At 38.4% G+C, this 15016-nt stretch carries 12 protein-coding genes; 3 read left to right on the top strand and 9 right to left on the bottom strand.

What is annotated here, in order from left to right; translation table 11 throughout:
• Window positions 1-13 precede the first annotated feature (13 nt).
• The 8 genes from PYS60_RS00175 to PYS60_RS00140 all read right to left on the bottom strand — a co-directional run bounded on the left by PYS60_RS00175 (window position 14) and on the right by PYS60_RS00140 (window position 9575).
• Entirely contained in the window at window positions 14-988 is a 975-nt protein-coding gene (locus PYS60_RS00175; protein WP_315569760.1) for a ParB/RepB/Spo0J family partition protein, read from the bottom strand.
• A gap of 13 nt (window positions 989-1001) precedes the next feature.
• Window positions 1002-1796, bottom strand: coding sequence for a ParA family protein (locus tag PYS60_RS00170; protein ID WP_315569759.1), 795 nt, complete (start codon window positions 1794-1796; stop codon window positions 1002-1004).
• A 27-nt stretch (window positions 1797-1823) separates the two neighbouring features.
• Window positions 1824-3989, bottom strand: a complete 2166-nt coding sequence (gyrB, locus tag PYS60_RS00165; protein ID WP_315569757.1) for a DNA topoisomerase (ATP-hydrolyzing) subunit B — start codon at window positions 3987-3989, stop codon at window positions 1824-1826.
• Between the two features lie 10 nt (window positions 3990-3999).
• A complete protein-coding gene (locus PYS60_RS00160; RefSeq protein ID WP_315569755.1) occupies window positions 4000-4254 on the bottom strand; it encodes an extracellular matrix/biofilm biosynthesis regulator RemA family protein in 255 nt (84 codons plus the stop codon).
• 41 nt (window positions 4255-4295) lie between these two features.
• Entirely contained in the window at window positions 4296-5654 is a 1359-nt protein-coding gene (locus PYS60_RS00155) for a DNA replication/repair protein RecF (RefSeq protein ID WP_315569753.1), read from the bottom strand.
• Window positions 5655-5697: 43 nt separating this feature from the next.
• Window positions 5698-6816, bottom strand: a complete 1119-nt coding sequence (gene dnaN, locus PYS60_RS00150; RefSeq protein ID WP_315569751.1) for a DNA polymerase III subunit beta — start codon at window positions 6814-6816, stop codon at window positions 5698-5700.
• A gap of 387 nt (window positions 6817-7203) precedes the next feature.
• Window positions 7204-8847: a chromosomal replication initiator protein DnaA gene (dnaA, locus tag PYS60_RS00145; RefSeq protein WP_315569749.1), complete on the bottom strand. Its 1644-nt coding sequence runs from the start codon at window positions 8845-8847 to the stop codon at window positions 7204-7206.
• A gap of 2 nt (window positions 8848-8849) precedes the next feature.
• Entirely contained in the window at window positions 8850-9575 is a 726-nt protein-coding gene (locus PYS60_RS00140; RefSeq protein ID WP_315569747.1) for a hypothetical protein, read from the bottom strand.
• Between the two features lie 145 nt (window positions 9576-9720).
• On the opposite strand from PYS60_RS00140, the gene PYS60_RS00135 reads away from it, so the two are divergent.
• Window positions 9721-11199 (top strand): hypothetical protein, encoded by a 1479-nt coding sequence (locus tag PYS60_RS00135; protein ID WP_315569745.1) that lies wholly within the window; start codon window positions 9721-9723, stop codon window positions 11197-11199.
• Here PYS60_RS00135 and PYS60_RS00130 read toward each other — a convergent pair.
• A complete protein-coding gene (locus PYS60_RS00130; RefSeq protein ID WP_315569743.1) occupies window positions 11171-12469 on the bottom strand; it encodes an SAM-dependent methyltransferase in 1299 nt (432 codons plus the stop codon). The genes PYS60_RS00135 and PYS60_RS00130 overlap by 29 nt on opposite strands.
• Window positions 12470-12577: 108 nt before the next feature.
• On the opposite strand from PYS60_RS00130, the gene PYS60_RS00125 reads away from it, so the two are divergent.
• Window positions 12578-13726 (top strand): 3'-5' exonuclease, encoded by a 1149-nt coding sequence (locus PYS60_RS00125; protein WP_315569741.1) that lies wholly within the window; start codon window positions 12578-12580, stop codon window positions 13724-13726.
• Window positions 13727-13808: 82 nt separating this feature from the next.
• Complete coding sequence (locus PYS60_RS00120) at window positions 13809-14762, top strand: NAD-dependent epimerase/dehydratase family protein (RefSeq protein ID WP_315569739.1); 954 nt, start codon at window positions 13809-13811, stop codon at window positions 14760-14762.
• The last annotated feature ends 254 nt before the right edge of the window (window positions 14763-15016 follow it).

The following is a 15016-nucleotide window of genomic DNA, read 5'->3' as shown; positions in this document are numbered from 1 at the left end:
TGTTGCTTTCAACTTACAAATCTTTGTCAATGCCGATTTTCGCCAAAATTTGATCCAATTCATCATAATTGTCATAAGATAAGACGATGCTGCCCTTACCTTTATTTTCCCGTAACTTTACTTTTTGGCCGAAGAAAGTGCTTAATTTTTCTTCTACTTGTTGTTGCTGTTTTTTAGCCAATCTTTGCCACTCGCCGTTCGGTTCTTCTTCTACGACAGAATCCTTTTGTAATTTACTGAGATACTCCTGCACTTTTTTTTCAACTTCCCGGGCGGACAAATTTTGTTCATGGATCAATTGGGCCAATTTTAAGCAATATTCCTGATCGTCTATTTGCAAAAGCGGTTTGGCCTGTCCGACATTTAAGCGTTTGTCCTCCAACATTCCCTGAATATGTAAAGGTAAATTCAATAAACGCTGCATATTACTGATAACAGGTCGACTTTTACCGCTCATTTGCGCAATTTCTTCCTGGTCAAGATGAAATTCCTGCGCCAATTTTCTATACGCTTTGGCCTCTTCAATCGGATTCAAATCTTCTCTTTGAACATTTTCAATCAGGGCCTGCTTAAGTAAAGTTGCGCTGTCAAGATCGCTTTGACAAATCAGAACCGGTACTTCGGTTAAATTAGCCTTGTGGCAGGCACGCCAACGACGTTCACCGGCAATAATACGGTAAATTTGATGATTTCCCTGCTTTTTCAGCTCCTGTACCAAAATAGGTTGCAGTAAACCGCAATCTTTGATAGAAGCTGCCAAACTTTGCAGTCCTTCTTCATCAAAGTGCGAACGGGGCTGTTCTTTATTCGGTACAATATCCGTCAAAGGTACAGTTTTCAGCACGGTGTGGCGATAAACATCATCCGTTAATTCGGCAGCGGGCGATTCATTCAATAATTCACTGCTGATAAGGGCACTCAAACCGCGTCCCAAGCGACTGACAGTCCTGTTCTTCTTCGTTGCCGACTTTTGTTTGTCAATACTCATAGATAACTTTTCCTCACCTCTTCATACCGGCTCTTTTAAGAACTTCTTTGGCCAGATTACTGTAAGCTGCCGCACCTTTGGACAACCAGGCATATTCCACAATTGATTTTCCGTAACTTGGCGCTTCACTTAAACGCACATTACGTGGTATTACCGTATGAAATAATTTTTCCTGAAAAAAATTCTGCACTTCTTCATATACCTGATTACTTAATTGTGTTCGACTGTCATACATCGTCAACAACACGCCGAAAATATGCAATTTCGGATTCAAAGCCGCTCTGACCAGTTCAACTGTTCTCAGAAGTTGAGAAACGCCCTCCAAGGCGTAATATTCAGCCTGAATCGGAATCAACAAACTGTCTGCCGCCGCCAAAGCGTTAATTGTCAACAAACTTAAAGAAGGCGGACAATCAATTAAGACGAAATCATATTTATAATTTTCATCCTCTTCTGACTTTTCCTTTAATTCATTGATTGCTTTGCGTAAACATAATTCTCTTTCTGCTGTTGTCGACAACTCTACTTCCGCTCCGGCCAAATCAATAGTTGAAGGCACAACGTCCAAATGTTTTCTCTGCTCTTTAACCATAACTTCAGTTAAGGGTTGTTGGCGAATCAGAACATCATAAATTGATTTTTCCACACTCTTTTTGTCTATGCCCAATCCGCTGCCGCTGTTACCCTGAGCATCCAAATCAATCAACAAAACATGTTTTTTTCTGTCAGCTAAACAAGCTGCCAAATTCACACATGTTGTCGTTTTACCTACTCCGCCTTTTTGATTAACAATTGCAATAACTCTCATATTACTTAGCCATTCTTCCGCTTATAATCAGTCAATTTGTGCCAATGCCGCATTACTTTGGATAAAATCACGCCGCGGTTCAACCTGGTCTCCCATTAACAAATCCATTGTTTCATCAGCATCCTGCAAATCTTTCACGTTCACTTTCAATAAACGTCTTGTTTCCGGATTCATCGTCGTTTCCCACAATTGTTCTTTATCCATTTCACCTAAGCCTTTGTAGCGTTGAATACGCGGATTTTTCCAATTATGTTCCACTTTCAAATTTTCCAGCTCGCTATCACTGTAAGCATAATATTTCTTGCCGCTGTTATCTTCAACCATGTAAAGCGGCGGACAGGCAATAAACACATGTCCCTGTTCTACCAGCGGTTTCATATGCCGGAAGAAAAAAGTCAATAACAACGTTCTGATATGCGCTCCGTCCACATCGGCATCAGCCATAATAATAACTTTGTTGTAGCGCAACTTTTCAATATTAAAATCACTGCCTAAACCTGTACCCAAAGCTATTACTATCGGTTGTAATTTTTCATTGTTATATACTTTATCTATTCTGGCACGTTCAACATTAAGCATCTTACCCCATAGAGGCAAAATTGCCTGATATTTACGTTCTCTGCCGCTTTTGGCCGAACCGCCGGCCGAATCTCCTTCAACGATAAATATTTCACATAATTCCGGATCTTTTTCCTGGCAGTCACTCAGTTTTCCCGGTAAAGAAACACTGTCGAATACCGATTTTCTCCGAGTTAATTCTCTGGCTTTACGGGCAGCATCTCTGGCCGACATGGCATCAATACACTTACTGACAATTATTTTCGCTTCAACCGGATGCTCCGCTAAATAAGTTGATAATTCATCCGTTATCGTACTTTCAACTAATGTCCGCATTTCGGCATTGCCCAGCTTGGTTTTTGTCTGACCCTCAAATTGCGGATCGGGCAATTTAACCGAAATAATAGCTGTCAATCCTTCCCGTACATCTTCACCGCTCAAATTACGATCATTATCTTTCAATAATTTGAAATTACGAGCATAATCATTGATAACTTTAGTTAATGCGCTTCTAAATCCGGTTAAGTGCGTGCCACCTTCAACTGTCGCTATATTATTAGCATACGTATAAACGTTCTCAACATAACTGTTGTTGTACTGCATGGCAACTTCTACGAACATTTTCGCTGCATCATCGGCATGCGCAATATAAATAGGTTCCGGATGCAAACACTCTTTCTTTTTATTCAAATATTCAACAAATGAAATTATGCCGCCGTCATAATGCAAGTTTTTGACGATCATATTTTCATTCTCGCCGTTTCTGGCATCTTGCAGAATAATCGTAACTTCTTTATTCAAAAATGCCATTTCCCGGTAACGTGTCAGCATCAAAGCAAAATCGAAAGTAACATCGGGGAATATCTCCTGATCCGGTTTAAAAATCGTACAGGTTCCTGTTTCATTTACAGGGCATTCTCCCACCACGGTCAACGGTTTGACAGTTTTGCCTCTTTCAAAACGAATATAGTGTATTTTCCCGTCTCTTTTCACATATACTTCCATCCATTCGGACAAAGCATTAACAACGGAAGCTCCTACACCGTGTAAACCGCCGGAAATAGAGTAAGCTCCGCCGCCGAATTTACCACCGGCATGCAATATCGTATGAACAACTTCAACTGTCGGAATACCCATTTTAGGATGAATACCTACCGGAATACCGCTACCGTCGTCGACAACTTTAACTGAACCGTCAGCTTGCAATGTAACGACTATTTTGTCACAACGACCGGCTAAAGCTTCATCTACCGAATTGGCCACAATTTCATAAATTAAGTGATGTAAACCTCTGGTGGTCGTATCACCGATATACATTCCGGGGCGTTTTCTGACAGCCTCCAAGCCTTCCAGAACTTGAATCTGATCATCGGAATATACCACGTCATTTTCAGTATTGAAATCGACCTGTCTTTCTACACTTTCTTTCTCTTCTTTAAAATTGTCGTCGGTTAAAGCGTGAACGTCTTCCGCTAAATTATGAAATTCATCTTCTTCCGCTTCTTTTTCATCTGAAATATCCGAAACAGCAGACTCTTTTCGGCTTTCCTGCTCTGAATTGTCATTTTCATCGGATTTATTCCGATTATTATCTATTTCGTCTGCAACTGCAGTATTTTCGGCTAATTGTTTCATATTGCCCTTTCTAATAACGCCAACGCAATAAACGTTCTCGTATTTTTTTACTGCTATATGGTGATAAATATGCTGTTTGGGTCGTTAAAATCAAACTTTGCGGTAAACTTTCAGCTTCGACAGTAATCAGACGGGCATTTTCCGCTGCTAAATGCAAAAAATCTCCCGTTTTGTTCTTGGCTGATGCAGTTATACTGTCCAAGTCGAAAACAGCCACAATAGTTCTTATCGCAATACAAATATTTCCACCTACGTCTATATACACCTCTTAATTATACCATACAGCGGCTTTGTACTTATATTCCGCTATAAAGACGTTTCCTCCTTTGCCTGTAATATTTTGCCGTTTTCTACATGATAATAGCTGACATTTTGCTTGTGTAACCAATTTTTGTTCAATAATTCCAAATCTGTACACGTCAATAAAACCTGTAAATCAGCGACAGATGCGCATAATGCGGCCTTTCTGCGTTCATCCAGCTCACTTAAAACATCATCCAGAAGTAAGACCGGTGTTTGATAAGTTTTAGTTCTCAAGTAGTCACATTCTGCTAATTTCAGGGATAAAATGACTGTTCTTTGCTGTCCTTGAGACGCGAACAAACGACAGTTTTTTTCGTTCAAATAAAATTCCACATCGTCTTTTTGCGGCCCGACACTTGTATAACCCTTGTGTAAGTCATTGCTGAAATTTTGCCGTATTTTAGCAATCAGCTTTTCCTTTATTGTTTCAAGGGCGTTATTTTGCGGATTTTCTCCGTCCGTCACATATTTTATAGTCAATTTTTCTTTACCGTCGCTGAGTTTTTCCTGAAATTTTCTTATCGGTTCATTGAAATCTCGTAATAATTCCGCTCTGTCCTGCATAATATTTGCCGCCAAATCGGCAAACTTAACATCAATTGCCTGCAATAAAGAGATTTTTTGACGTATAATTTCTTTTTTATCATTTTCTGACTCCGAGGAATTTTGTAAAAGATTTTGCCAATATTCCTGTATGTTGATCGGCTTATTTTCCGAGAATAAATCTGCCGTCAGATCACGATAAATCTGCAGAACTTCAAAGCGATCGAGAAGTTGTAATTCTTTCAATAAACGATTGCGACCGAGTAATACACGATTGAATTTTTGCAAATTATACAGATAAATTTTCTTACTTTGAGCTAATATCCGATTAATAAATTGTCGCCTTTGTTGCGGCGCCGACTTAATTAACAATAAATCTTCCGGAGCGAAGAGCACAGCATTGAAATTACCGATAAAATCAGCTGACTTCCCAACAGGCAAATCATCTTTATATAATTCTCTATTTATTTTACCGTAAGGCAATTTTTGCAAACTGATACTCAAATCAAGTTTTTCTTCTCTTAACTCAGTTTCTGCACCCGTCTTAATATCAAGCTGATTATTGCCGGATGAACTTACCGGCAAAAATTTGCGCACAAACTCTCCCTCGATTCGGCAATTTTCCTGTGTAAACTTAATTAATTCGCTTTCCTTGCCGGTACGATGGGAACTTAACAAAGCCAACAAATAAACTGCTTCCAGCAAATTAGTTTTTCCCTGACCGTTGGCACCGTAAATTACATTCAAATTTTCACCGAAATTTACCGTCACTTCGTCGATATTTCGATAATTACATAAATGGAGGCATTTTATCTTCATAGAAGCTATTCTCAAAATTATTGCAAATGCAAATACCTGACATTTAACGACGCAAAGGCAAAATTAAAAATTCGTACTCATCTCCGCTTAAAGGCTTAATAATGCACGGACCTAAACTGCCGGAAAAGTTAATTTGAATAGTTTCATCTTCGATAACTCTCAAAGCTTCCGTAAAATAAGTAGGATTGTAATCAATATCAATATCCTTACCGGTAGCGGAAATAGCAATATCTTCGTGTGCCTGACCTTTTTCCGAAACAACATCGATACTCAGAATGTTTTCATCTTTACTTTGTAAACGAATAGGCAAACGTCGATCGGAAACATTCATAATCAGCAGCATTCTTTCCAAACCTGCCAAAAATTGACTGCGATTGATGACAATATTAGTATCACCCTCATTTTTCAATAAGTTCTCATATTTCATAAAAGCATTTGTCAACAGACGACTGATCAATTTCACATCGCCCAAATTGAACTCGACCTGCTTGCTGTCAACCTTGATTGTCAGCAATTCATCGGCACCCAGCATCGGTTGCAACATTTTCAAAGCTTTACCGGGGATTAAAAGTTTGAAATTCTCCGCCGGTTTATTCATTCTTTCATCGTATTCATGTCTGCTGATAGCCAGGCGGAAGCCGTCAATCGCTACCAATTCCAAATTATTGTCGGCAGCATTGAACAAAATGCCGTTAAAAGCCGGCCGTGACAAATCGGTACTAACAGCAATAATTGACTGCTTAATCAATTTCTGCAGGCGCTCCTGTGGCATTGTAAAAGTCAAAGTTGTTTCAATTTCGGGTAAACTCGGATAATCGGTACTCGGTCTGGTCATAAAGTTGAATTTACTTTTACCTGCGGTAATTATTGTTTTATAGCTGTCGTCGCAATCGATAGTCACATCGCCGTCTTCCAATTTGGCCGCAATATCGCCTAAAAGACGTGCCGGTACCAATATATCTCCGGCCTCCTGCACATCAGCCGGTATAACCGTTTCAATACCGCATTCCATATCATATCCACGTAGTGTTAAACGCCCTTTCGTTGCGTCCGCCGACAAATAAACGTTATCTAAAATATCGTTACCGCTCTTACCCGATACGGCACGTAAAACATAGTTAGTAGCTTGATGTAATAGATTTTTCGGGCAAACAATACGCATATGAATTCCTCTTGCTTTCAGAAAATACTCTACAATAATTATAGCAAACTTCCGCTTGAATGTAAGCAGGCATGCCGGAATGTTTCTGTTATATTACAAACAGATTGAATATTTTATCCACATGGAATTTGTAAAATTAAAGGTGCAGGCCTGAAACATTCAATCTAATTAATTTAATCACTCTTATTATTATGCTTTGTGGTTAATGTGGAAAATTACAGCTGTTTTACGAGAAAATTACGCTAAAAAGCAAAAAGGGCATTGTGAGTTTCTTCTTTTTCAGCCCGAAATTTCGTTGAGCCTTTTTGGGGAAAATTTGTTGCATTTATAAAAACAGATAAATCAACAAAATGAATTAACCGAAGTATCCACATAATTTTCCACAAACTATTGTTCGTGTAAACTTTTTTGAATATTTGCCAGTTCTTTTTGCAGTTGCAGATCGGAACTTAAAGATTTGGCGATTTTCAAGCAGGCATTCCGCGTCGTTGTATGATCGCTGCGATTAAAAGCTTGTGAAATATCGGCATAAGTCATATCGAGCAGTTCACGACAAAAATACATAGCAATATGACGAGGATAAGTGAATTTACTTTCCTTGCAGCGCGAGTATAACTGAGCCTTGGAAACATTATAGTAATTAGCAACTACATCGGCGATAAAATCGGGTGAAACAGTTTTTTCCATATTACGTTTAATTACCGGTTCGAGGGCCTTTTGCGCGAGGGCTAAATTGATATAACCGGATAAGTGTTTTATAGCCAGAACACTATTCAGAGCACCTTCCAATTCACGAATATTAAGGCTGATGTTTTTGGCAATATAACTGATAATATCAGGATCAATATTTTCTTGCAGACTTTGAGCCCGTGCCTGTAAAATTGCCATGCGAGTTTCATAAGTCGGTGGATTAATATCACAGGCTAAACCGGAAAGAAAGCGCGTTTTGAGGCGATCTTCCAAGGTTACAAGGTAGCGGGGATGTTTATCGCAAGTAATTATGATATAGGAGTTATTTTCGTATAAAGCGTTGAAAGTGTAGAAAAATTCTTCCTGCATCTGTTCTTTGCCTTCAATGAATTGAATGTCGTCAATCAACAATAAATCGCAGTTACGGTATTTATTGCGGAAAACGTTATAATTCTGCTTGCGGATTGTGGCAATAAACTCATTTACAAATTCTTCCGTCTGCAAATACAAAATTTTGGTATTCGGGCGATGTTGCATGACCATATTACCGACGGCATTCAAAAGATGAGTTTTACCCAGACCGCTGCCGCCGTACAGAAATAGAGGATTATATGGTTTTTGTCCCGGATTGAAATAGGAATTGGCTATGGCTAAACAAGCGGCATGAGCCATAGTATTATTCGGACCAACTATAAAATTATCAAATCTGTAATCTCGGCGAAAGTGTTGCTGATATAGAGGATTAACAACTATTTCGGCAGCAAGAGGTGAGCTATTCGTTGTTTGATTTGCGGACGATATTGTCTGCGTCGGCGCTGTCGTAGTTTTTGTCGATGTTGGAGATGATGGACGTTCTACTGTTACATATCCGCCTGCAGATTCGGCTGTGGAAGTTTCTGTTGTATTATTAATTGCAGTTTTCTGCGTATCTTTTCGGGCGGTGTTATTAGAATCAAGCGGAAGATTCGGCTGTCCGGGATCAGATACCTGAGATTGATTATCTGTCGAATTATTAAACGTAGAAGCTTTAATAGAAGCTAAAGCCTGCTGCATGCCTTCGTTACCGACAAATAGTTTTACTTGTAATTTGAAAGAATTGGAGGCAGCTAAAGCTTCTTCGAATAAATTGACATACTTCAACAAATAACGATAAGAAAAATTATCCTGTACTGCAAGATAAAGGTAATTTTCATCAACATAAAAAGGAACAAGAGGTTCGACCCACGTGACAAATAACATTTTTGCCAACTGCGGTTGAATAATTTTGAGGGCATTGTGCCATATACTGCCGGCTAAAGCAGCCTGTTCATTATCTAAATTCAAATTTCCACTTAAATTCATATTCAGTTCCATTTCGTGCGACGAGTAATTTTTTGTCCGCGATAATTTTCACTGTTTTCCTTAATCTTTTTATTCAAAAATTTCTTGACAGCCATTGTCTGAGCAAGATTGTGCGGACCTCTGTTTTTCCAATTGTAACCGCGATTTTTCAAGTAATTTTTGCGGACAAAGTGCATAACTGTCAAAATAAAGGCCGAACCTATAATATTCAGAATAACATGATTAATGTTGACGTCGAAGAAGAAAAATCCGCTGAAAATATTCAAAAGTAAACGAATTATCTGAGCAATAATACTGAAAGCTACGGTACTCAACCAAATGTTAAAAGAAGCTGCAGTTTTATTTTCTCGACGTATGAAATAGGCTAAAGGAACCAATATCAGCAAATGATAGGAAGCGGCACTGAGGAAAGTTTTAAGAACGCTGAAATCACCTTTATGAGCAGCCACAAATGATAAAAAGGCACCGTCAATTAAAGGTAACAATGGAATCTTACTGATATGTTCAAAAGCTGAGGTAAGAGTTAAACGGCTGTCGGAGATGGTGATAGGAAAGAATAATGTACTTAATAGTATAAAAGTATAAGCTATTATTCCTAAACGCCGGACGAAAACATTGAATTTCTGCCTATGGTAAACTTGTAACCAGATTTCAAGCAAAAAGACAATACTTGTTATGACCAGTAAAGGCCAAAAACCGATTAAAATTTCATAATTACGATATAACATGCTTTATTACTCCGCTCTTAATTCCTTTCATTATAATATACTTTCCGAAAGTCGAGAAATTGCCGTGAAAAATTTTATATGTGCTAATATAAACATATAATAGAATAATTAAATGTACGGCAAAGTACAGCCGGACAGTTACAGGATGACGGCAGAAAGAACAGGCAGAAAAAATATGTCGGTAAACGGCAGCTTAATTTTTACAGCTTTAGAAGCTAATAACAATAGAGCGTTAAATTACTATTATCGTGATTTAGCTAAAACAATCATAGCTAATTTACCGACAGAAACCATTGGAACAGTTGCCGACGAGGCGGGAAACGCAGAATGTCGTTTGTTCTGTTCTTATGCGGAAAGCGATTTAATCGAAGTTTTGCAATCAGTGCAGAAAGTTAATTATCTTGATCCGATTTTGCTGAACAATTCCGACTTTGCTGCTATTTTGAACAGCGAGTATTCCGGAGAGGCGCTACATTTATTTTTCAGTAAAAGTTCGCTGATTAACGGTTTGGCCGGCTGTTGTGATCCTTTGTTAAATTCTTTGAAAAAGTGGCAGAATAAAAGAAAAAATGATATGTATGCCGATATTGCTTCAAGTTGGTATCTGGCAGAAAAAATTAAAGCTAAAATTATTCTTTGCTTAGATGGAAATTTATTAAATAAACAGAGTTTGTTGATTCTGGACGAATACTACAAACAGGGATATTTGCAAAAAAATGTATTGGGTTTTGCCGTATTTAATCTCTTGGAGGATGAATTAAGTGCTTGGCAGAGTTTGTTACAGGAAAGATATAATTTAAAAATTATTTTGTATAACACGCAATTGTGCGACGATAACGTTTGGTCTGCTATTTTCCGGAAATTAATACCTTTTACGGCTGATTACGAGCAGGATTTATTACAATTGACACGCAATATTTATCGCAAATTATTGAATGCCGGTCTTTTGCAAAAGAAAATTAAAGTTGCATTGGCTTATGATGAAGCTTTTAATGCTTATGATGATTATGAATTGCAATTTTTGAAACAGCTTGGTATTGATTGGCGTCCCTTCAGCCCTTTGAGAGACAGGTTGTTGCCGCCTGAATGTAGTGCTGTTTGGCTGTGTTCCAACAATTTAGCGAAATTTTTGCCGCAGCTTACATACAATCGGGATATGCGCAAAGAATTAATGCAAGCTTATCAAAAGGGCCTGCTTTTCGTGGCGCAGGATGCGGCACATGTTTATTTAACGGAAGGTGCGGTAACACATGCTGCTGTCGCTGGCGCAGGCGATTATTATCCTCTATGTAAAATAATTCCTCAAAAAGCGGAATTTTTGCAATATTACGGGCAAAATTATCGCTATGCCGTAATTAATCCGCTCAACAGCAATTGCTTGGCCCCGGCTTTAACGCCGATATTGTCTTTATTTAATCAATCTGTTTTATTAAGTCCGTCTTTGGGAACTGCTGTCAGTCAAATAACAGTTAATCCGTTAAATCGGCAAAAACAGGTAATCAGCGGCTATGTTAATCGTAATATTTTCAGCACCTTACATCGTATTATGTTAAGCGGCGATTACGAATGGACAGAAAACTTTTTCACAGCGTTAATCAAACGAGCTTCTGCAAAACAGCTGTAATTTCTTGCCGATTACAGGCTAATTGCCGAAAATAGACTAATTTATAGTCGGAAAATTTGTCTGCCAGACAATTCTTAATTGAACTTAACTGTTTAGCGATTTTCGGTTCGTTTAATAATTTCAAAGTCAGGCAAATAAAGGCGTTTTTCTTGACAAAAGGACTTAATTCCGCCGTCAGCGTTAAGCTTTGGCGCGGAGTTAATTTCATATCGTTAACCAACAAATCAATTAGCGGAAAATTATGATGATTATTCGATTGATTTTGCAAAAGCAATTGACAAAATTGATCGCTGAAACCTTGAAAATGCAATAAATTGGCCTGTTGCGGAATTTTTAGCGCTTCAGGATCAATAGCCAGAACCTTATAGCCTCTATTTAAAAGAAATTGAGTCCATCCACCGGGAGCTGCTCCGAGATCGACAGCTGCGGGCGATGCTGATTGCCAAACTGTCAAAGATTGAAAAAATGAGCGTGTAAGGTGTTTATTATCCGATTTTATATGCGTATAAGGAAGCATTTGACCTGATTGTTCGTTCTTAGAGATTGTCGACAAATTATTTAAGCAACTTAAACGAGCAAATAATTCTGTAATTTTATAAGTTGCACGTGTAATTTGGGCAATCTCAACTTCGACCTCGCCCTTGGCCGTGGCAGAGGCAGAGGAAGTAGCGGCGCCGGTTGATTTTGCTTTTACAGAAGGCCACAAATCTAAAAGATAATCGGATCGACTGTTCGATATTGTACAAATTTCCGACCCGATTAAACAGCAATTTTCTTTGTAAATCAGCCAAGGCGTTGTCTCATCCGGAAAATTATTGCTGACAATAATACCTTTCTTCTCCAATTCACTTTGAAAATCGTGATATTCCGCATGCTTTAAATCGGTTCGACAATTGATGTAATGAACATTTGCACAATTATTAAAAGAAATAAATTGCAAAATATAGTCTGATAATTCCGTCGAGGGTAAATTTTCTTGAAAAGCGGCAGGCTGCAACACTTGCAAAATAAAACAACTTTTAGCGACATCATTAACCAGGGAAAGTAAAACACTTTCTCTAAATGTTTCACGTGAAACATTTTGGTTTAGAGAGACAGCTAAAACTGTTATAGCTCTTGCGGCGCTTTTTTGGCGATTTAAGCAGTGAACTAATGTTACATTTGCTACCAGCGAATTTTCTAAGAGAATATTACGGGCTTGCTGATAAGCCTGCTCCGCATAATCAGATTGACTGATGACAGCTATAATATTTCTATTTGCAATGTCCATATAAATGTTGTATTCCGCCTTTTAAGAGTTTATTGTTTTTCCTTTCTTTAATATTACATTATAATGAGACGTAAAGTTTGTAATTAACAGGAAGAATTTGAGCAACTGATGATCTATATTGTTTTCGATCTGGAATGGAATATGGCCAGCGGCCGCTATGAGGAGGTAGGCAAACCACGTGTTGCTAAACGTTTTGCCCATGATACGGGCAAAAAAATACCTTCTTTTGAAATTTTTCAAATAGGGGCCGTCAGCATTAATGAAAATTTGGAAATACTGGATCGCTTTAATACTAAAATCAGGCCGCAAATTTATCCTAAAATCAATAAATATGTTGAACGCCTGACAAAAATTGATTGTGCTACATTATATAAAGCGCCGGTTTTTATCCAGGCTGTCAGAGATTTTTATTACTGGATTTGGAAGCAATTGCCGACGCCGGAACAGGAAAAAATAGCCGCTGTTCAGCATTTATCATTGGAAACTGCCGAAAATTGGGATTTTGTCGCTTTACAACAGGCTTTGGCACAAGCGGAAATTCTTTTTGGTACTTGGAGTACTTCCGATGCACCGCCTCTGATTAGTAATCTTAATTATTATGATTTATGCGGAATTTTACCGGCTAATTTTGTCGATATTCAGCGACTGTATGATTTGTTCAGCGGGGATACGGCAGGTACACATTCTGTTAAAAGTGCGATTGAACATCTGAATATTATGGTACAAGAAGGTTATCATGATGCTTTGAATGATGCGGAATATACCGTTTTAATTTTTCAGGCTCTATTACCGGCTCTTAAATTGGCAGCTTGGGATTTTGCAAGTTTGCCGTTGCCTGCACGTTATTTGGCCAATTTGCATTTAGTTGAAACTTTGGCGCATGATGCCCAAGAATTACAGGCAGAAAATTCGACACTTAACAGCGATAAATTATCATTGCCGGTGCTTTCGGAAAGTGAATTAATGACTGATAAACGTACCATTACTGCCTGGATGGGAGCCTTGAATATGCACGCTTCGACATATCGCAACCAGGAAGAAAAAAAAGAAAAACATCGGCAATTAGTTAAACAACAAAGTTACGCTCGCTGCTTTTGCTTAAATAATATTGACGAGTATTTAGAGCAACGAATTAATCTTTTACAACCTGAAGATTTGAGTACTTTTATTTCTTCTTTATCTTATAATCCTAACGCCGGTAAAAACAAAGCTCATAACGGGCAATATACCTTGGTAGAAAAAGGCGACAAGGAATAATTTTGTTCAAAGTGCCTAAAAAACAAGCAAAAATTTTCTAAAAGTAATACAATGTAACTAGTATTTTGCCCGGAGGACAATTATGAAAAGAATTATGATCACAGGCAGCTTGGGTCAAATCGGCAGCGAGCTGGCTTTATATTTAGCAAATATTTATGGTGAAGAGAATATTCTCGTGACTGATTTAGCAGAAAAAACTTTACCGGATTTAGCTAATTTGGCTTATAAGAAATTGGATGTTACAGATTTTGCAGCTTTTAAGCAGGCGGCGCAGGATTTTGCGGCAGATACGATTATGCATTTGGCCGCTATTTTGTCTGCAAGAGGCGAGACCATGCCGCAAACAACGTATAAAGTGAATATGAACGGTTTATTTAATGCTTTGGAAGTTGCGAGAGAGTTGCACTTACAGCTTTTCTGCCCGAGTTCTATAGGCTCTTTCGGTCCCGGTACACCTATGGATAATACGCCGCAAGATACCTTGCAAAGGCCGGAGACGATGTACGGTGTCACAAAAGTCAGCGGCGAACTTTTATGTGATTATTACTATAAACGTTTCGGCGTCGATGCCAGAGGCGTCCGCTTCCCGGGCTTGATTTCCTGGAAGACTTTGCCCGGTCAGGGTACCACTGATTATGCTGTTCATATCTATTATGCTGCGATTAAAGAAAAGTCTTATACATCATATATTAAAGCGAATACGTTTATGGATATGATGTATTTACCGGATGCTTTACAGGCAATTGTCGATTTAATGGAGGCGCCTGCAGAAAAATTGCAGCATCGGAATGCTTTTAATGTTTCAGCTATGAGCGTAGATCCGGAGATGATTGCTGCTTCTATCAGGAAGTTTATCCCGGAATTCACGCTGAAGTATGAGGTTGATCCTGTTAGACAACAAATTGCCGAGAGTTGGCCCAATTCGTTGGATGTCAGTGCGGCCAAAAAAGAGTGGAACTTTAAAGCTCGTTACGATTTGGATAAGATGACAGAGGATATGCTGAGCAATTTACGGGTAAAACTGGGAAAAGCTTAATTTGACTTCACTTCGGAGTTTCCAACTTAAATTTCTTCGCTGAGTCTATGAAATTACGGACATAAATAATTTTTCTTAAGCTTCTCTGCAATGTTTCACGTGAAACATTAAAAAGGGCAAAGACTACAAATATATGTAAATAAGGACCGATCGAAGAAAAATGAGCCGCTTTTCTCGGTTGCAATAAGATTTATTTGTCAGCCTGATTCTAAAAGCCACGTTCTGAAAATCTTAAAAATGTTTCACGTGAAACA

The sequence above is a fragment of the Amygdalobacter indicium genome (assembly GCF_029101545.1).
In the GTDB taxonomy this organism is placed as follows: domain Bacteria; phylum Bacillota; class Clostridia; order Saccharofermentanales; family Fastidiosipilaceae; genus Amygdalobacter; species Amygdalobacter indicium.
Note: the sequence above shows the minus strand (reverse complement) of the source record. Positions and strands in the feature narration are given on the sequence as shown.